Source organism: Metabacillus dongyingensis, from assembly GCF_019933155.2.
GTDB lineage: Bacteria > Bacillota > Bacilli > Bacillales > Bacillaceae > Bacillus_P > Bacillus_P dongyingensis.
This window is the reverse complement of sequence record NZ_CP082944.1, coordinates 4474115-4491951: the sequence shown is the minus strand read 5'-3', so window position 1 is coordinate 4491951 and position 17837 is coordinate 4474115. Positions and strand designations below refer to the sequence as shown.

The window sequence follows — 17837 nt, the reverse complement described above, 5'->3', positions numbered from 1 at the left end:
AATAGGAATAGGACAAAAACAAGATATAAAGGAGTTTTAAAACATGCAAGTAGGTTTAATCGGTTTAGGGAAAATGGGTTATAATCTTTCACTTAATTTAATAGATCATAAACATGAGGTTATTGCATTTGACATCGATTCAGATGCTGTAAATAAAATTGCTAATATGGGTGCGGCAGGCTCATCTTCAATTGAAGATCTAGTTTCTAAACTTCCATCTCCAAGAACGGTTTGGATGATGGTGCCTGCAGGCGTTATTACAGAAAACGTGCTATCTGAATTAAAAGATCTTCTTGCGCCTGGAGATATCGTGATCGACGGCGGAAACTCAAATTACAAGGAATCCATTCGCCGCGGAAACGAATTAAAGGAACTTGGCATTCATTTCTTTGATGTAGGAACAAGCGGAGGAATGGAAGGCGCAAGAAATGGAGCCTGCACTATGATCGGCGGAGAAAAAGAAGTGTTTGCTTCAATCGAACCTCTGTTTAAAGATATCTGTGTTGAAAATGGCTATTTATATGCCGGCGCTATAGGAAGCGGACACTACTTGAAAATGGTTCATAACGGCATTGAATACGGAATGATGCAATCTATTGCAGAAGGCTTTGAAGTGCTCGAGAAGAGTCAATTTGACTTTGATTATGAGCAGGTAGCACGAGTGTGGAACAACGGTTCTGTTATTCGATCATGGTTAATGGAGCTGTCTCAAAATGCATTTTCAAAAGACTCAAGATTAGATGGCATCAAGGGAGTTATGCATTCATCCGGCGAAGGGAAATGGACAGTTGAAGAAGCATTAGACCTTCAGACTGCTACGCCGATTATCGCTTTATCCTTAATGATGAGATACCGCTCGCTGGAAGAAGATACTTTCTCCGGAAAAGTAGTGGCAGCGCTGCGCAATGAGTTTGGCGGACATGCTGTTGTCAATAAAGACTAACACGTTTAGGCATTAAAAAGAGAAGGGAAGAGGCTTAGTAACAAGCATCTTCTTTTTCGTTGTTTAGAAAATTTTAATCATGAATAGTTCTTGCTTATTAAATTAATTTAATTTGCGTCTAGCTGCGGCGCCTGACTCCCCGGTAAGTATGGATCGCCAAAAACTCAATACCTGACTTTTTCGGGCGGATCCTTATCTGACTGTCGGAGCTGACCAAGGCGTCTGCGCTTTTATATTTCTACTAGAGGTTTTGGCGCAATGTAAGGAGGAGTCATCTTGAATCAGAAATTTGTTATCGGAGTCGATATTGGCACAACAAGCACAAAATCCGTTTTATTTAAAACAGACGGAACAATCGTTTCAACATTTGGAGTGGAGTATCCGCTGTATTCTCCAAACCCTGAAACAGCAGAACAAAATCCGCACGAGATCTTTCAAGCTGTGATCAAAACAATTAAGGAAGTAATCAGCAAAGTGGACCCGGCTGATCTGCTGTGCGTGTCTTTCAGTTCTGCGATGCACAGTGTCATCGCTGTTGACCGGGACGGGACACCTCTTTCAAATTGCATGACTTGGGCAGATAACCGCAGTGCCAAGTGGGCAGAAAAAATAGCAAAAGAACTGAATGGCCATGAGATTTATTTACGTACAGGGACACCTATTCACCCGATGTCCCCGCTGTCTAAGATAACGTGGATCCGAAATGAACAAACAGACTTATTTTTGAAAACGTTTAAATTTATTTCCATTAAAGAGTACGTTTTCCACAAGCTGTTTAAGCGCTTTGTCATCGACTATTCAATTGCTTCAGCAACAGGATTGTTTAACCTGGAGTCATTAGATTGGGATAAAGAAGCGCTTGAAGTTGCAGGAATTACGGCAGAACATCTTTCAGAACCTGTGAATACAACATTTTCTTTAACGGGACTAGATGCTGTTTATGCAGCAGAAATGGGAATTCCTGCAGAGGTTCCGTTTGTAGTTGGCGCAAGTGACGGAGTTTTATCAAATCTTGGAGTGAATGCAATACAGCCTGGCGTTGTTGCTGTTACAATCGGTACGAGCGGCGCGATTCGGACAGTTACCGACAAGCCGGTGACAGATCCAAAAGGACGTATCTTTTGCTATGCCCTGACTGATGATAAATGGGTAATCGGCGGTCCTGTTAATAATGGCGGAATGATCTTCAGATGGGTGCGCGATCAATTAGGCTCTTCTGAAATGGAAACAGCCAAGCGTTTAGGCAAAGATCCATACGAAGTGCTGACTGAGATTGCATCACTTGTAAAGCCAGGCTCTGACGGTTTGCTCTTTCATCCGTATCTGGCCGGCGAACGTGCTCCTTTATGGGATGCAAACGCGAGAGGCTCCTTCTTCGGGCTTTCACTTCACCATAAAAAAGAACATATGATACGCTCTGTATTAGAAGGCGTTATTTTTAACTTATATACTGTGCTGCTTGCACTTGAAGAGCTGATCGGCGAGCCGAAAAGTATTCAGGCTACAGGCGGATTCGCTCGTTCAGAATTATGGCGCCAAATGATGGCGGATATTTTTGATCAGGAGGTTTCAGTTCCAGAAAGCTTTGAGAGTTCTTGCTTAGGTGCTGCTCTTCTTGGTTTATATGGACTTGGACATGTTGATTCTCTTGATGTAGTATCAGATATGGTCGGCGGTACCCACCACCACAAGCCGAACCCAGAACATGTTGAGGTTTATAAAGAATTAACACCAATCTATATTCGCCTTTCACGACTTCTGAAAGAGGAGTACGCAAGCATAGCGGCTTTTCAGCAAAAGCATATATAGAAAAGAAAGAGGGATTGCATGCGCATCGGAGTTCTCGGTATCGATACAATAAATGAAACGAAGTCTATCACCCAGGACATAACAAAGTTCGCCTCTGAAACGAACAGCGTAATAGAAGGACTTGAATGGCAGACGGCTTCATCAGAACTGAAGGCAGAAGCTTTGGAAAACCGGATTCGCTCTGTATCTGAGAAAATACTTATTAAGAATAAGGAAAGTTTTATTAAAGCCATCGAAGCATATGACGCAGTGATTGTATTTGGCGGAAGCAAGAAGGCTGTTGACGTGCTGTCTTTTGCACAAGTGAAATTGCTCTTTCTTCCAATTTCCATTTTATCTGACCGCTCTTTAGGATACGATACAGCTTTGAATGAAGTTGTAACAAATGTGCTGAAAGTAAAAGACACGATCAGTTCTCTTTTATATATGAAGCAGAGAGTGTGCTGTGTTCAGCTCCCTGGAGAAGACCTTTCTGATTTAATGCGCGATGCAGCTGCCGCTGTTGATGGGCTTGTTGTTACCGGAGGAGAATCTGTGTGGATGCACGCTGCAGATTATTTAAGGGAGAAAGATCAAAAAGGAGTGACCTACTCTTTCTTGATTATTAATGAATCCATACAGCCGGAACAGCTGGGAGCATTCCTGCAGCAGCAGATGGACCTTGATTTTAAAGAACTGTTATTTGATGAATCTCAGTGCATGAGCTCACGTCCGACTGCCGCTGACCGGATTATTGAGAAAAATCTTTCTCAGGCAGTATATGAGTGGCTGAAAAACGCGGATGATACAAAAGAACTGACAATCGAAAACAAAGAAGTAAAATGAAGTGAGCCTGCAGCGATAGAATGCTGCGGGCTTTTTTCTTAGATAAAATGGCTAAATGAGCTGTATTCGCTTATTTAGCTAAAATGAAAAATAGCCGAAATCTAAATAGACTTCTGATTCGGCAAAATATCGTTAAAGACCGCAATTAATCCTCGGAATATCGCTAATAAATACACTTTGCAAAATGAAATTCTCCGAACCAGGTTAACTTTGATAAAATTGAGCTGCCGGGCCCGCAACATGAAAAAAACCGCCAGAGGCGGTTCTACAATGGTTTAACCATCAAAACATTAAGCCCTTTAGAAGGCAAGTGAAAACGGTGATCCGTTTCTTTGAATCCCAAGTGCTGATAGTACTCAACATTATTCACGCTTGTTGTGCACCAAAGCATGGATGCATCCAGCTGGGTCAGTTTATTTTCAGCGAATAATAACAAAGTCTGCCCGCGGAGCTGATTGCGGTGATCAGGGTCAATTGCAAGTCCACGCATACGGTAGCCATTTTTCTGCTTAAGTTTTTCATGTGTTTCCTTGAAAAAAGATGCCGTTCCAATTAGCGTTTCTTCCTTAAAAGCGCCAATATGGAGTGTTTCTTTCTTTTTATCACGGGTATATCCGCATTCCTGGATAGAGTGATCAGGCATAAGTACCTTTTGTCTTAAGGTGTATGTATGTTCTGCTTCAATTTGTTTTATTTCAAACATGTATAATCCCTCACTTTAATGTTCAAGAAGTTTCATAGAGTTAAGACGAAGGTAAGTTCAAAAAAGTTTCAGCTAAGTCTCTGGCCTTATGGATAGAAAGACTGCAGACCGTATCTTTCCCTCCTATTCTACCTTATTCTTAGGATGATTAGAAGATGGAAGCATGCTCTCTGTTGATGAGATTGCTAGAATCATTATAATGATAGATACAAGGGAAAAGGGAAACGGAGATAAAACATGATAAAATTCCTTAAAAATAGTATTGGTTTTCTTTTAGTTGTGTTTTTTGGTTTTTTTATTCTGACCATCTTATATTCAGAAGAAACAAAACAGCCGGCTTTCTATCCAAGTGATGCATTTGAAAATGTGAAGAAGTATGAGCCTCTCATTTCAAAGGAACTCGCAGAGTACCAGCTTGAAGAATATACGCCGCTTGTTCTTGCGCTAATGCAGCAAGAGAGTAAAGGAGTGGGCGGAGACCCAATGCAGGCCTCTGAATCTGCCGGGCTTCCGAGAAATACCATAGAAGACCCGGCTAAAAGCATTGAGCAGGGCGTCAAATATTTTCAAAAAAGCTTACAATACGGAAAAGAACGAAATGTGGACGAGCTGACAGTCGTTCAAGCTTATAATATGGGAACTGGCTACATTGACTTTATTGTAAAAAATGGCGGAAAACACAGCGAGGACCTTGCAAAAGAATTTTCGATGATACAGGTGAAAAAACAGCCGGATATCTACAACTGCGGAGGAGATAAAGGGAACTTCCGCTATCCTTACTGCTATGGCGATTTTACTTACAGCACGAAGGTGCAGAAAAACATGAATTCTCTGACGGAAACAGCATCTGCAAAAAAGAATGATCAAATGTAACTCTTAAAGGGACTCAAAGCTTGCGCGGGTCTCTTTTCAGTAGATATTAATATAAAAAAGACCTTGACGCTATACAAAAAGAGAGATATTATTAAGACAGTTACTTTATCGCTTAAAAGCATAAACGCTTAAAAGCGAAACAGAGAAGAGCTTAGTTGAGATAAAGTTTAGAACAGGGAGCGTGCTAATGTCATTTCGATGACCAAGTGTGCTCCCTTTTAGTTTTTAAAATTCATCAGCAATGCTATTTACCCTGAAAACTTCCTGAGTGTTTCATATCAGCAGTTTTTTTCAGGAGATAGGAAATGATAAAATACTGTGAATTGATGTCGTGCCTATTACCCAGCTCTTCGGCCAGAACAAATCAGTCAAACCCGGACTTATCTGCCTGCGCTAAACGGTCGCTTGCGCTTTTCTTATTTGTGTTCCCTGCTATCCTTCTTTCCGAATCTCCATAGTCCGGTATATACTGTTGATATGAGGAGGAATGCTTCATGGAGAAGATCATTCTTAGCGTGAAAAATTTGGACAAGTCGATTGGGCAAAAGCAGCTGCTGCATCAAATTTCCTTAGACGTATATGAAGGAGAAATATTCGGACTGCTTGGTCCCAATGGTTCTGGAAAAACGACATTAATCAGGGCAATCCTTGGACTTATTAAGATTGATTCCGGAGAAATCAGAATCAATCAGCACTCTGTGCACAGCGAATTTGAAAAAGCAATTTCACATGCGGGAGCCATTGTGGAAAACCCGGAATTTTATCCATTTATGACCGGTTATCAGAACCTTTCGCACTTTGCTGATATGCATGGAGATATCAGTAAAAAGCGGATTGAAGACGTTGTCGGTCTTGTTCATTTGAAGGACGCGATTCACGACAAAGTGGAAACGTACTCGCTTGGAATGAGACAGCGCCTGGGAATTGCACAGGCCATTTTACATAAACCTAAGCTGCTTATCCTGGATGAACCGACAAACGGACTAGATCCATCAGGCATCAGGGAGCTTAGAACCTATTTAAGAGATCTTTGCGAAAAAGAGAATGTCTCCATTATCATTGCTTCTCATCTTCTCAAAGAAGTAGAGGAGCTGTGTACAAGAGCAGCCATTATTAGAAGGGGGCAAATCGCTGCAGTAAATGAGATTGGAAGTCAGAAAGATGAACTCATTAAGGTGCGGTTTGAACTAACTGAGGGAGAACGAGCTTTGCAAATTTTAAAGCCTGAATACTCCGCATCCATATACAATAACGGCATCTCTCTATTCATTAAGAAAGAAGATATCCCAAAGATTAACCAAATTCTCGTGCAAGGAAAGATAGATGTCTATTCCATCCAGCCTGTCTATAAGTCATTGGAAGACTCCTTTATCGAGCTTACGGAGGAAATGCTTCATGATGAAGTTAATTAAAATCGAGCATATGAAGTTGCTTTTTCAGAAAAGCACCAATGTCCTTTTTATTACACTTGCTGTGATCAGTATATTAATGGCAGTCATATCAAAACGAATGTTTTCCGGAGCCGGAACAGATGAAAATGTACTGGGGTATGTATCTCTGACTACAGGCTTCTTATTTGTTCTGCCTTTCTTTTCACTTGTAATTGCGGGAGCGATTGTGGCAAATGAATTTACGTGGGGAACCATTAAGTTCCTGCTCATCCGCCCTGTAGTCCGCACGAAAATTCTCCTGTCGAAATACATCACTACTGTTTTGTTCGGATTGTACTTTTTACTCTTCTACTTTGCCCTGTCTATTTTGCTCGGACTGCTTTTCTTTGGGACAGAGGGCGGAACGGGCGATACAGAGTTAATGAAAGGCATCAGCCTGAACTATCTTACCGTTTTGATTGAGATGATCATGATATCAACGTTCGCTTTTATGATTTCTGCGGTATTTAGAAACAGCTCTCTCGCTATAGGCCTGTCGATGTTCATCACGTTTTCAGGTAAAACCTTCGTTCAGCTGCTTGCTCATTATAACCTTGAGTGGGGAAAATACATCTTGTTTGCCAACACCAGCCTCAAGCAGCATCTTGAAGGGAACAGGCCGTTATTTGAGGGGACAACAATGGGCTTTTCAATTGCTGTTTTATGTATTTATTTGTGCATCTTTTTTGCAGCGGCCTGGGCTGCTTTTACGAAGCGGGATGTGTCAATTTAAAGGAGATGGAACAAATTGATTAAGACGATGGCAGTCGATCATAGCGGCAGTATCATTCATTCTGTCGATTTAAAGAATTTTTCACTTGATTCATATAAAATGGTCTGGCTTGATATTTACCCTGAAAAAGATTGGGAAGGGAAAGTGTTAAAGGATCTTTTTAATTTTCATCCTCTTGCAATTGAGGACTGTTTTCATTTTTTGCAGCGGCCAAAGCTTGACTATTATGAAGGGTATCATTTCTTCGTTCTTCATTCTATCAATAAAGAAACAATGGAGGCCGAGGAGCTGGATGTTTTCTTGTCTGATAAGTATATTGTGACCTTTCATTTACATCAGTCTGAAGAAACAGAGCTTCTTTATGAAAAAATAAAGCAAGTAAATCATGTGAAATCTCTTACACCCAATTATGTCTTTTATGAATTGTTAGATAAACTGGTTGATTTCTATTTTCCGCGTATAACAGAAATGGAAGAGACGCTGAATGCGCTTGAGAGCGGGGAATACAGAATAAAGCAGATAATGAAGCAGGTTTTTGAAACGCGTTCAGGGCTTCTTAAGCTAAAGCGGACCATTTTTCCAATGAGAGATTTGCTTTACCGGCTATTAAATTCAGAAAGACTGAGTATCCCAAAGAGTGAAAGAACGTATTTCATGAATGTATATGACCATCTAATAAAGCTGTCCGAGCTGATTTCTGCCAATATGGATTTCACTGCTGAAATTAGAGAAAATTATATCTCAGTCAACTCTTATCGCGCAAATACTGTGATGATGACGCTGACTGTGATTACAACAATATTTATGCCGCTGACATTTATAGCGGGGGTATATGGAATGAATTTTGAGAACATGCCTGAACTCAGGTGGGAGTACGGTTATTTTTATGTGCTTGGCGGAATGGGCTTTTTAAGTTTCATGATGTTTATTTGGTTTAAACGGAAGGGATGGTTTGATAAAGACCAAATATAAAAAAGGTGCCTGACTGTCTCTGCAGTCAGGCATTCGCTATTATAACACCGTTTAAGCACGGCTGAAATGCTGTCTGAGACCTTCACTGATCATGTTAAAGGTGAAAATCAGCAATGTCAGGGAGAGTGCAGGAAAAAATGGAATCCAGAAGCCTCTTAATATATCTGATCTCGCCATGCCGAGAAGAGTAGACCAATTCAGGCTAGTATTTTGCAGTTCTCCATATCCATAGGTAGTCTGAACAAAAACCTGTGTGACAAAAATAGATAGAATCCCGAGCTGGCCCAACAAAAGTGCAACTTTTCCAAGGTCCATAAAAAATTGAACGATCAGCTCCGGCAATAAATTTGGCAGGTAATAGCGAATGAAAAGTCCCATTTGGTTATTGCCGACAGTTACTCCTGCTTCTACAAATTGAGAATGAGAAAGGCTGCTCATCGATTGCTGAATAATAAAAGCAACTCTGCCTGCATCAGTCAGTGAGAGAAAGAGAATAACCCAGAGCACGCGATTGGGGCTGAAGGTAAACATGGGCATTGTAATAAAGAGAATGGCTGCGAAAATTAAGGGAAGACTTGCTGCAAAACCGTTTAAGCCATAAATCAGCAGCCGGAACGGACTTTTTTTGCTGGAGCCTAAAAAAGCAAGTAAGACGGCAGCTAGATATCTTATGGCCGTAATGCTGAAAATTAGGAGCAGTGTGTCTTTTGCTCCCATGATAATGAGGCTGAGAATGTCTCTCCCATCATCATCAGATCCAAAGGGATGCTGCAGTGAGGGAGGGAATGGTGCCCGTTCATAGGTGGTGCTGTTTATAAAAACCATTCTCTGTTCTTCTATCCCTGCTTGTACTAAGGGGAAAAGAGGGCCTATCAGAGAAATCAATAGAATAGCAGCAAGCATAACGCTTCCGAATAACAGGGTTTTATTTCTCATGCCCCTCGCTCCCTTGGATCTATCATTCTTTTAATAAGTCCGCTCGTGATTTGAACAATAAGAACCAGAATCATGAAACAAGTGCCGAATACGATGATGACATTTTGCTCTATTGCTGTGTTCAAACCAACACTTAAGACAGGAGTTACATTAAACGCTTCGTATAGACGGTATGCAGCCCCCTTGTAATCGAGCAGATATTCTACAAGCAACAGATTAGAAAGAAGATAGATCATCATTGAACTTGTATGATTCAGGATTTGGACTGCGCTGTTTTTAAGAATATGCTTAAATGTGATAACAGCCTGCGGCAGCCCTTTTGAATGGGCAACCGTAATATATTGCTTGCTTTCCTGTTCCTGAAAGGTTGCAGCCGTAATGCGGCTTATGTACAGGGCAGGGTAAATGGATACCAATAAAGCTGGAAATAAAAAACTGTACCATTTCTCGTGTCCAAAAATATCGGCATATTCCCTGAAATAGATGATGAGCACCCATTGTAAACAGAGAAACAGAAAGAAATCAGGGATGGCCTGCAGCACCCATGTAAATCCTTTTCCGAAAATCATTCCGAGCGAACTCGGGTGCGCTGCATCATAAACTCCTTTCAGAATTCCGAAAAACAAACCAAGGATGAGAGCAGTCACAATGATTTTCATGCTTCTTGAAAAATACAGTTTCATTTCTTCTTCCACAGGACGTTCATATTTGGTCAGTCCAAAGCTTTTTTCCTGATAAAGACCGCTGAAAAAGGATGTTATGTTTTCTTGATAGGCAGACCATGAAAATTGATAGTCAAATATGACAGTCTGTGCTCTGCCCTCAGCACTTATTTCAACATCTCTTGGGAATAGAACGACTAGAATGAGAGATAGAACGATTAAGAGAAAAAGAAGGATATGCCTGGAGATTTCAATTGTTGATTTCATTTAAAAAACCCCGCGTTCACTTTTCAGAGTATTGTAAAAATTTTACCATGACTATAGGACGATGGATAGGTATAAATAGGGAAAAAAACTTTATGTGAAAAACTTCACAATATTTCTTGCGTTTTTAAAAATAAGGGAATATAATATGAATTAAGCAATGTATGTGAATTACTTCACAATATAATGTGAAAACATTCACAAACTATTTTAAAGGGAGGAACTGCACTTATGAAAATCGCAGTGATTGGATGTACACATGCTGGAACAGCAGCAGTTTCAAATATGACGAAGCTTTATCCGGAAGCAGCAATTACCGTTTATGAAAAAAATGATAATGTCTCTTTCTTATCTTGCGGCATCGCATTATATGTAGGAGGAGTTGTTCAGGACGCACAGGGCTTATTTTACTCTTCACCTCAAGAACTTGAGAACATGGGAGTTGCGATGAAAATGAAGCATGCCGTAACTTCTATTGATTCAGAAGCGAAAACACTCACAGCTGAAAACCTTGAAACAGGGGAAACGTTCGAAGATACGTATGATAAATTAGTGATGACAACAGGTTCATGGCCGATCGTGCCTCCGCTTGAGGGAATTCAATTAAATAATATCGTGCTTTCTAAAAACTTTAACCACGCTAATAATATTATCGAAAAAGCGAAGGAGGCCCAGAAAATTACAGTAGTCGGGGCAGGCTATATTGGGATTGAGCTTGTAGAAGCGTTTGAATCATACGGAAAAGATGTTACTTTAATAGACAGTTCAGACCGCATTTTAAGTAAATATCTAGATCCGGAATATACAGAAGTCATTGAAGATGAATTTGAAAATCGCGGCATTACTCTTGCTCTGGGTGAAACAGTCAGCAAATTCGAAGGCGAAAACGGCAATGTTTCAAAAGTAGTGACAACCAAAGGCGCGTACGAGACAGATCTAGTTGTTCTTTGCATAGGATTTAAGCCGAATACAGGTTTGCTTCAAGGGCAAGTTGATATGCTTGATAATGGCGCTATAATCGTAAATGAGTATATGCAAACAAGCAATGAAGATATTTTTGCAGCAGGCGACAGCTGCGCGATTCTCTATAATCCAACCGGGAAGCATGCTTATATTCCATTAGCTACTAATGCCGTCCGGATGGGAACATTAGTCGCTAAAAACTTAGTGAACAAAACGATTAAATATATGGGTACTCAAGGTACATCAGGCATTAAAATTTATGAAAATAACATCGCTTCAACAGGCATGACAGAAACAGCTGCTTCTTTTATGGATATGAATGTGAAAAGTATCACAATCTTAGAAAACGATCGCCCTGAGTTTATGCCCTCCTATGAACCTGTCACTTTAAAGGTCGTTTATGAAGAAGAGACAAGAAGAATTGTCGGTGCACAAGTGATGTCAAAAGCGGATTTGACTCAATCAATTAATACTCTATCAGTCTGCATCCAAAATCGCATGACGATTGATGAGCTTGGCTTTGTCGACTTCTTCTTCCAGCCTCATTACAACAAGCCTTGGAACTTCTTGAACCAGGCTGGTTTGCAGGCGATACAGTAATAGATGAAAAAAGCGGAATGCATGCATTCCGCTGTTTTTTTATGGTTTAGGAGATTTTTGTAAAAAAGAAAGTATTTCATTCAAATAAGAAAGTATTTTCCTGTTTTTCGCCAGTATTACGGACATTTCGGACAGTAAATGGACCGGTTTGGAAAGTAATACAAGGTTCGCCCCTAAAATGATTCAATGAACCGGCAGAACGTTCACAGCCTAAATGGTCTACTGATAGATAGCTGAACCGTTTTCAACAAATTCTTTTGACTTTTGCTTCAGTCCTTCTTCAATTTCCTGTTCTTTAACAGTATTTCTTAAATCGTGGGAAATTCTCATCGAGCAGAATTTTGGCCCGCACATCGAGCAGAAATGAGCGGTTTTAGCTCCTTCGGCAGGTAACGTTTCATCATGATATTCCTTTGCACGGTCAGGATCAAGGGAAAGATTAAATTGATCTTCCCAGCGGAATTCAAATCTCGCTTTAGACAGGGCATCGTCTCTATACTGTGCATTAGGATGTCCTTTGGCTAGGTCAGCGGCGTGTGCAGCAATTTTATAGGCAATGACTCCTTCGCGAACATCATCTTTATTAGGCAATCCCAAATGCTCTTTCGGCGTTACATAGCAAAGCATCGCGGTACCGAACCAGCCAATCATCGCTGCACCTATAGCTGAAGTGATATGATCATAGCCTGGTGCGATATCTGTCGTTAATGGTCCAAGTGTATAAAAAGGTGCCTCATGGCAAATTTCCTGCTGCTTTTCTACATTTTCGCGAATCATGTGCATTGGAACATGGCCAGGACCTTCAATCATCACCTGTACGTCATGCTTCCATGCGATTTTCGTGAGCTCACCCAGGGTTTCAAGTTCTGCAAATTGTGCTTCATCATTTGCATCTGCAATCGATCCGGGACGCAGGCCATCGCCTAATGAAATGGAAATATCATAACGTTTTAAAATCTCGCAAATCTCCTCAAAATGGGTATAGAGAAAGTTTTCTTCGTGGTGGGCTAAGCACCATCCTGCAAGAATGGATCCTCCTCTTGATACAATCCCGGTTGTTCTTTTAATTGTAAGAGGGATATACCTCAGCAAAACACCTGCATGGATTGTAAAGTAATCGACCCCTTGTTCCGCCTGTTCAATTAAGGTATCTCTGTACACTTCCCAGGTTAAATCCTCAGCAATGCCTTTTACTTTTTCAAGCGCCTGGTAGATGGGCACTGTTCCAACCGGTACTGGTGAATTTCTGATAATCCACTCCCGGGTGGTGTGAATATCTTTGCCTGTCGATAAATCCATGATGTTGTCAGCACCCCATTTGATTGCCCATGTCATTTTTTCAACTTCTTCTTCAATGGATGATGTTACTGCAGAGTTGCCTATATTTGCATTAATTTTGACATGAAAATGTTTGCCTATGATCATAGGTTCACTTTCTCTATGATTGATGTTTGCAGGTATAATGGCTCTGCCGCTTGCAACTTCACTTCTAATGAACTCAGGGTCCATGTTTTCACGAATGGCTATAAACTCCATCTCAGGTGTAATGATTCCTTTTCTGGCGTAATGAAGCTGAGTGACATTGGCATTCTTTTTTGCCCGCAGTACTTTTCTATCGCCAGTAAAGACGTTTTCATTTGAAGTCATATCCCCTTGTCGGCCGTTATCCTCAGGCTTGACTCTGCGACCTGAATATTCTTCCACATCATCCCGTTCAAAAATCCAGCTTCTTCTGACTTCAGGTAACCCCTTTTTAATATCAATGGCAGCGGCTTGATCCGTATAAGGACCACTCGTATCATAAACAAGCACTGGTTCATTATCCTGTGCAAGCTCAATTTTCCGAAATGGAACACGAATGTCCTCTCTTGATCCTGTTTTATACATCTTTTTGCTGCCATCAAACTGTTTAGTGAATGCGAAATCCAATCTTAACTCCTCCTTATATCGTTTAATAGAGTTTTGATCTGCACCCGCGAAAGAAATAGAAAAAGGGTTCTGTTAATGAACAGAACCCTTGGAACAGTATGTGTAAAAAGCCAAAAAAAACGGCCTACGCCACACCGCTTCCCTACGCTGGTATCATCCAGATCAGGTTCAAAGGGTCAAAGAATTGCGTTCTTCTCTCAGTCCAGCATCATGGACTCCCCCAGCAGAATGAAAAAATATTCATTTGTTAGCAATATAGCAGGTAAATCGGCAATCTTGCAAGTGATAATTTTCACAATTATAAATTTTGAGTATGCTTGAGAAACAATCATGTGGTTCATTGTACCTGATTTCAGTCCGTTGGTATTGGGAGAGAGCTCATTGCCTATCATCCCGCTATCTGGAAAAAGGTAAAATGGGAGGAGGATTATCCAAACATCCTGATTGAACCTAAAGTAAGTGTGGAAATAGTCCACCATGGGATTATTAATTAATGGCTAATACGAAGCTTCATTAAAAGTGAGTGAAAATCAACAATGCCGTGGAAGAGTCAAAATTCATTAGAAACACATCCCGTATTGATCATAAAATACGGGCTTTTTATTTATTCGCTACTAGGGCAGTACCTTATTAATTGAATTTTTGATATATTAAGGATATGTATGTATTTGGAGGAGATGGACCGCGATGAAGAAGCAAGAACAGGCTCATGAAGAGAAATTTCTTTCTCAGGAAAGACTCGATGGCTTAATGGAAGTCTATCTTAATCAGCTTGAGAACTCTCCAACCGCATTTTTAATTCACGAAAACCGAAAGTGGACATATATAAATCCTTCTGCCATGAATCTGTTAGAGTTAAAGTGCAAGGAGGATCTCATTGGAAAATCCATCTGGAATTCAATTGATCCTCAGCATAGAGAGATAATTGAGCAGCGGATCACCGATACAAAAAATGGTTTCACACCGTCTTCAATGGAACAGATCTGGTATACCAGACGAGGATTGCCCTTAACCATGGAAGTAACATCACTGCCAAACATATGGGGGGACAGGCAATCCACCCAGGTGATTATAAGAGATGTCACAATTAAGAAAAAACTTGAACAAGAACACGAGGAAACGATAAAAAAGTTCCGTCTGATTACTGAAAATATGCGTGATATCGTTGGGCTTCTAGATGCAAACGGACTTTTCACCTATGTATCTCCGTCTTATAAAGAAGTACTTGGGTATGATATATCAGAAGCAGTCGGATACACTCCTTTTCAATTCGTTCATCCGGAGGACAGGGAGCTGATTGCCGGCCAATTTTATAAAATGCTCAAGGAAAATAGACAGATGACGGTTGAGTATCGATATTTATGCAAGGATCATACTTATATATGGCTTGAGTCGCATGGAATTCCCGTCACTGAAAATGAATCCTTAAAGCATGCGATCGTCATTTCAAGAAACATTACACAGCGGAAGCAAACAGAAGAAAAATTGAGAAAAAGCGAAAGCAAGTACCGGATCATTTTAGAACACAGCAACGACTTAATATGTGTAGTCGATCTTAAAGGAAATTATATATACGCATCGCCCTCTTATAAAAAAGTCCTGGGATACGAGCCTGAGCGTATGATCGGGCAAAATGTCTTTAAATATATACTTGTTGATGATCATGCTAAAGCAGAAGGGATTATACACACCCTTTTAACCACAAAAGGACCTGTCACCATCCCTTATCACAAGATCAGTCATACAGGACAGGCTGTCTTGTTTGAGGGAAAAGGAATGGCTGTTTTCAATCAGCATGGGGACCCAGAAAGCATTGTGTTCATATCAAGGGATATTACTGAAAAAAGAAAAGTCGAAGAATATATCCGCAACTATGAGAAGCTTACCGTACTAGGGGAGCTTGCAGCTGGTGTTGCCCATGAAATCAGGAATCCGCTTACATCCATTAAGGGATTCTTTAAGCTGCTGACTGAAAAAGACAGGGACCAGAATGAGATAAAATATCAGAATGTCATCATGGATGAATTAAGCCGAATTGAGCAGATCGTCAATGAATTTATGGCACTGGCAAGGCCCCAGGCTATTCATCTGAAAGAATGCACTAATGTTGTAGAACTTCTTAAAGACACGATGATTTTATTAAATCCAGAGGCTTCCCTCAGAAATGTGGCTATCGATCTTAAATTTGATTCAGATGCCGCAAAAATAGAATGTGAAAAAAATCAAATGAAACAAGTATTCATCAATGTTATGAAAAATGCCATAGAAGCTATGCCGGACGGAGGCAGCCTTAAAATAAGAGGAGAAAACAAGGATGATTTATTTTATCAGCTGACGTTTGAGGATAATGGGACAGGTATTGATGAAAAGCGTCTGGAAAAACTCGGAACGCCTTTTTTTACAACAAAAGAAAAAGGCATTGGACTGGGTCTTACAATCAGCAACAAAATCATTACCGAGCATAATGGGGAATTCAAAATGGAAAGCGAACTTGGCAAAGGCACAAAGGTAATCATCAGACTGAAAAAGTAGGGGGGCTTAAGGTTATGAAGCAGTTTACAAAGGGGCAATTTCTTAAAGCGCGGAAATTTATGCTTGAAAAAGCGCGAAAGGTTGACCGCGCTTTATATCTTTTTGAATTTGAGAATGGCTCTAAAGAAGATGTGCTAATGGAGCTTAAAACATATCAGAATCAAGATGGCGGCTTCGGGAATGGACTTGAGCCGGATTTCAGATGTTCAGATTCATCAGCACTTGCCTCAACGGTCGGCATGCAGTATTTATCCAGAGTGAACGCGGATGAAGAAGACGAAATTCTTAACAACGCTATTGCTTATTTCATTCAGAGCTATCAACCAGAACTTCATGGTTGGGAAAAAGTGCCCCCTGAGGTAGAATCTGCACCGAGGGCACCCTGGTGGAATTACCAAAAGGCTGGGGCAGATTGGGGAAATCCAAATGCTGAAGTACTGGGTTATTTTTATGAATATAAAAAATTGATACCAGAAAGCATGCTTTCTGAATTGACTGATCATGCAATCAGCCATCTTCAGGGCCTTCAGGAATATGAATTTCATGAATTGCTTTGCTATCTTAGACTTGCTGAAAAAGCGCCGCACGTATCCCGCCGTGAAATGACCGTTCATCTGGATGAATTTGTTAGCAAATGCATCATCAGAAATCCAGAAGACTGGATAGGATACGGACTCCAGCCGACGGGTGTGATTCAGTCACCAAGCTCCAGGTATTATCCATTATTCGCTGAAAGCGTGGAACAGAATCTTGATTTCATCATTGAACAGCAAACCGATGACGGCAGCTTTGCACCAGCCTGGTCTTGGGGGCAATATGAAGATATTTGGCTTCTTGCTAAAGAAGAATGGAAGGGCTGGATTACGCTTGAAAAGCTGAGACTCTTGCGGGAGTTTAACCGGATAGAAGAACTATAAAAAAACCTCAGCGTTTCCGCTGAAGTTTTTTTATTTCTTAAATTATCCTGCAAATTCTAGATCCGGTTTTCACTGTTGTGAGGACTTGTATGTTTCCCGGCAGCCTCTCATGCATGATTTTTAACTCTGCGGGAATAAAAACTGATAACGAAAACAATCATGGCAAGGGCAGCACCTGCCGTGACGAGCATGCCGTCAGGACTATGATGGCTGCCTGTGAGCTTCCACAATTTATAGGGAATAACGGAAGTGGCAATAAGGATTAAAAACCCTAAATATAGTTTAAGAATGTTTTCGTTCTTGTCCTTACTTGAACCCTTCAATTTTGCAAGCGTATCTAAAACAAAAATTAAGAGCAGCAATGCCGCCGTCAGTACGAAGAAATCTCCCATTCTATCACCTCATTAATAGTTAAACAAACGTTTGATTAAGCTGTGAATTTCCTTGGTGCATAAGGGTTTTCTTTAGTTCGTCCACTGATGGCGCCAGAAAATCCGGTGCAGCAGAACCCAGTTCTTTTTTCGAACCATATCCGTATAAAACCCCAATTGAAGCAATGTTATTTTCTCTTGCTGCGATGATATCCTGCTCACGGTCAAATCTCTGATTTCGGGTTAACAGGATAATGCTTCAGAACTTCTGCGATGTTGTCTGACTAGGCGATAAGTGTGCCATCAAGGCTGCTGCCGGCTATTTGATCAAAATAGAAATCCATTTTGAAATGCTTCAGAATTTTTTCTGCAAAA

The 17837-nt window shown here is 40.7% G+C and carries 17 protein-coding genes and 1 riboswitch; of the genes, 11 read left to right on the top strand and 6 right to left on the bottom strand.

All coding sequences use genetic code 11. The features are described 5' to 3' along the window. Window positions 1-43: 43 nt before the first annotated feature. From gnd to K8L98_RS22260, 3 genes are all read left to right on the top strand, one after another. Window positions 44-943, top strand: coding sequence for a phosphogluconate dehydrogenase (NAD(+)-dependent, decarboxylating) (gene gnd, locus K8L98_RS22270; protein WP_223438148.1), 900 nt, complete (start codon window positions 44-46; stop codon window positions 941-943). Window positions 944-1219: 276 nt separating this feature from the next. Further along, the gene (gntK, locus tag K8L98_RS22265) at window positions 1220-2752 is read left to right on the top strand and encodes a gluconokinase (protein ID WP_420828806.1); all 1533 of its coding nucleotides are present in this window, start codon (window positions 1220-1222) and stop codon (window positions 2750-2752) included. An 18-nt stretch (window positions 2753-2770) separates the two neighbouring features. Beyond that, window positions 2771-3577 (top strand): 6-phosphofructokinase, encoded by an 807-nt coding sequence (locus tag K8L98_RS22260; protein ID WP_223438147.1) that lies wholly within the window; start codon window positions 2771-2773, stop codon window positions 3575-3577. A gap of 265 nt (window positions 3578-3842) precedes the next feature. Here K8L98_RS22260 and K8L98_RS22255 read toward each other — a convergent pair whose 3' ends face one another. Further along, complete coding sequence (locus K8L98_RS22255) at window positions 3843-4280, bottom strand: GNAT family N-acetyltransferase (RefSeq protein ID WP_223438146.1); 438 nt, start codon at window positions 4278-4280, stop codon at window positions 3843-3845. A 237-nt stretch (window positions 4281-4517) separates the two neighbouring features. Here K8L98_RS22255 and K8L98_RS22250 point away from each other — a divergent pair, with 237 nt between their 5' ends. From K8L98_RS22250 to corA, 4 genes are all read left to right on the top strand, one after another. Beyond that, window positions 4518-5153 carry a lysozyme family protein gene (locus K8L98_RS22250; RefSeq protein WP_223438145.1) on the top strand — a complete coding sequence of 212 codons (636 nt, stop codon included), beginning with the start codon at window positions 4518-4520 and terminating at the stop codon, window positions 5151-5153. Between the two features lie 494 nt (window positions 5154-5647). After that, complete coding sequence (locus K8L98_RS22245) at window positions 5648-6565, top strand: ABC transporter ATP-binding protein (RefSeq protein WP_223438144.1); 918 nt, start codon at window positions 5648-5650, stop codon at window positions 6563-6565. Further along, entirely contained in the window at window positions 6549-7316 is a 768-nt protein-coding gene (locus K8L98_RS22240) for an ABC transporter permease (protein WP_223438143.1), read from the top strand. Before K8L98_RS22245 ends, K8L98_RS22240 begins: the two co-directional genes overlap by 17 nt. A 15-nt stretch (window positions 7317-7331) precedes the next feature. Beyond that, window positions 7332-8288 (top strand): magnesium/cobalt transporter CorA, encoded by a 957-nt coding sequence (gene corA / locus K8L98_RS22235; protein ID WP_223438142.1) that lies wholly within the window; start codon window positions 7332-7334, stop codon window positions 8286-8288. Between the two features lie 51 nt (window positions 8289-8339). Here corA and K8L98_RS22230 read toward each other — a convergent pair whose 3' ends face one another. Both K8L98_RS22230 and K8L98_RS22225 read right to left on the bottom strand, forming a co-directional pair. Next, window positions 8340-9224, bottom strand: coding sequence for an ABC transporter permease (locus K8L98_RS22230; protein ID WP_223438141.1), 885 nt, complete (start codon window positions 9222-9224; stop codon window positions 8340-8342). Then, on the bottom strand, window positions 9221-10153 hold the full coding sequence (locus K8L98_RS22225; protein WP_223438140.1) for an ABC transporter permease subunit: 933 nt from the start codon (window positions 10151-10153) through the stop codon (window positions 9221-9223). The genes K8L98_RS22230 and K8L98_RS22225 overlap by 4 nt, the downstream gene beginning before the upstream one ends. 228 nt (window positions 10154-10381) lie before the next feature. Here K8L98_RS22225 and K8L98_RS22220 point away from each other — a divergent pair, with 228 nt between their 5' ends. Then, the gene (locus tag K8L98_RS22220; RefSeq protein WP_223438139.1) at window positions 10382-11713 is read left to right on the top strand and encodes an FAD-dependent oxidoreductase; all 1332 of its coding nucleotides are present in this window, start codon (window positions 10382-10384) and stop codon (window positions 11711-11713) included. A 219-nt stretch (window positions 11714-11932) separates the two neighbouring features. Here K8L98_RS22220 and thiC read toward each other — a convergent pair whose 3' ends face one another. Then, window positions 11933-13642: a phosphomethylpyrimidine synthase ThiC gene (gene thiC / locus K8L98_RS22215; protein ID WP_223438138.1), complete on the bottom strand. Its 1710-nt coding sequence runs from the start codon at window positions 13640-13642 to the stop codon at window positions 11933-11935. Between the two features lie 122 nt (window positions 13643-13764). Then, window positions 13765-13874, bottom strand: a riboswitch (TPP riboswitch). A 133-nt stretch (window positions 13875-14007) separates the two neighbouring features. Between thiC and K8L98_RS22210 the strand changes: the two genes are divergently transcribed. The 3 genes from K8L98_RS22210 (at window position 14008) to K8L98_RS22200 (ending at window position 17091) form a co-directional block, all read left to right on the top strand. Beyond that, window positions 14008-14136, top strand: coding sequence for a Ger(x)C family spore germination C-terminal domain-containing protein (locus K8L98_RS22210; RefSeq protein ID WP_223443699.1), 129 nt, complete (start codon window positions 14008-14010; stop codon window positions 14134-14136). Window positions 14137-14329: 193 nt separating this feature from the next. After that, window positions 14330-16174 carry a PAS domain S-box protein gene (locus K8L98_RS22205; RefSeq protein WP_223438137.1) on the top strand — a complete coding sequence of 615 codons (1845 nt, stop codon included), beginning with the start codon at window positions 14330-14332 and terminating at the stop codon, window positions 16172-16174. Window positions 16175-16188: 14 nt separating this feature from the next. Then, window positions 16189-17091: a hypothetical protein gene (locus K8L98_RS22200; protein ID WP_223438136.1), complete on the top strand. Its 903-nt coding sequence runs from the start codon at window positions 16189-16191 to the stop codon at window positions 17089-17091. A gap of 107 nt (window positions 17092-17198) precedes the next feature. Here the strand turns inward: K8L98_RS22200 and K8L98_RS22195 are convergent, their stop codons facing one another. After that, the gene (locus K8L98_RS22195) at window positions 17199-17483 is read right to left on the bottom strand and encodes a hypothetical protein (RefSeq protein ID WP_223438135.1); all 285 of its coding nucleotides are present in this window, start codon (window positions 17481-17483) and stop codon (window positions 17199-17201) included. Between the two features lie 19 nt (window positions 17484-17502). Beyond that, the gene (locus K8L98_RS22190) at window positions 17503-17712 is read right to left on the bottom strand and encodes an HAD hydrolase-like protein (protein WP_275976769.1); all 210 of its coding nucleotides are present in this window, start codon (window positions 17710-17712) and stop codon (window positions 17503-17505) included. Window positions 17713-17837: the final 125 nt, after the last annotated feature.

Bases quoted from the DNA above. Each gene is read 5' to 3' on its own strand.
- K8L98_RS22205 (WP_223438137.1), top strand. From the start codon at position 14,330: ATGAAGAAGCAAGAACAGGCTCATGAAGAGAAATTTCTTTCTCAGGAA.
- K8L98_RS22260 (WP_223438147.1), top strand. From the start codon at position 2,771: ATGCGCATCGGAGTTCTCGGTATCGATACAATAAATGAAACGAAGTCT.
- K8L98_RS22220 (WP_223438139.1), top strand. From the start codon at position 10,382: ATGAAAATCGCAGTGATTGGATGTACACATGCTGGAACAGCAGCAGTT.
- K8L98_RS22255 (WP_223438146.1), bottom strand. From the start codon at position 4,280: ATGTTTGAAATAAAACAAATTGAAGCAGAACATACATACACCTTAAGA.
- K8L98_RS22195 (WP_223438135.1), bottom strand. From the start codon at position 17,483: ATGGGAGATTTCTTCGTACTGACGGCGGCATTGCTGCTCTTAATTTTT.
- K8L98_RS22245 (WP_223438144.1), top strand. From the start codon at position 5,648: ATGGAGAAGATCATTCTTAGCGTGAAAAATTTGGACAAGTCGATTGGG.
- K8L98_RS22225 (WP_223438140.1), bottom strand. From the start codon at position 10,153: ATGAAATCAACAATTGAAATCTCCAGGCATATCCTTCTTTTTCTCTTA.
- gnd (WP_223438148.1), top strand. From the start codon at position 44: ATGCAAGTAGGTTTAATCGGTTTAGGGAAAATGGGTTATAATCTTTCA.
- K8L98_RS22230 (WP_223438141.1), bottom strand. From the start codon at position 9,224: ATGAGAAATAAAACCCTGTTATTCGGAAGCGTTATGCTTGCTGCTATT.
- K8L98_RS22240 (WP_223438143.1), top strand. From the start codon at position 6,549: ATGATGAAGTTAATTAAAATCGAGCATATGAAGTTGCTTTTTCAGAAA.
- K8L98_RS22200 (WP_223438136.1), top strand. From the start codon at position 16,189: ATGAAGCAGTTTACAAAGGGGCAATTTCTTAAAGCGCGGAAATTTATG.
- K8L98_RS22250 (WP_223438145.1), top strand. From the start codon at position 4,518: ATGATAAAATTCCTTAAAAATAGTATTGGTTTTCTTTTAGTTGTGTTT.